Source organism: Pseudoalteromonas sp. bablab_jr010 (genome assembly GCF_016464105.1).
Taxonomy (GTDB): Bacteria; Pseudomonadota; Gammaproteobacteria; order Enterobacterales; family Alteromonadaceae; genus Pseudoalteromonas; species Pseudoalteromonas simplex.
Window position 1 is genome coordinate 1 of the sequence record NZ_JACDWV010000124.1, and the last position, 279, is coordinate 279.

Genomic DNA, 279 nt, shown 5'->3' on the forward strand with positions numbered 1-279 from the left:
AGTGAATCCCATTCACGATTTGAACCACCTACATAAAAAGTGGGCTTAGTGAAGCGATAATGTTTAGGGTATTTTAACGGCACCATGAGTGATACAAATACACGTGAGCCACCGCGTGCTGAACCGACATTACGCTGATTTGCGCCATAGCAAACAATGTCTTCGTAAGGTAAATAAAACGGTTTTCTAAACAAGGTATGCGGAGTTTTTACAAGGCCAGTATGGCGATTAAAGTAAAAATTATCTCGGTGCGCTAATATCTGTCTCTTATACACATCT

At 40.5% G+C, this 279-nt stretch carries 1 pseudogene; it reads right to left on the reverse strand.

The window, feature by feature from the left end:
- Positions 1-279 (reverse strand): annotated as a pseudogene (locus tag JIG37_RS10750) (hypothetical protein); the annotation flags it as partial.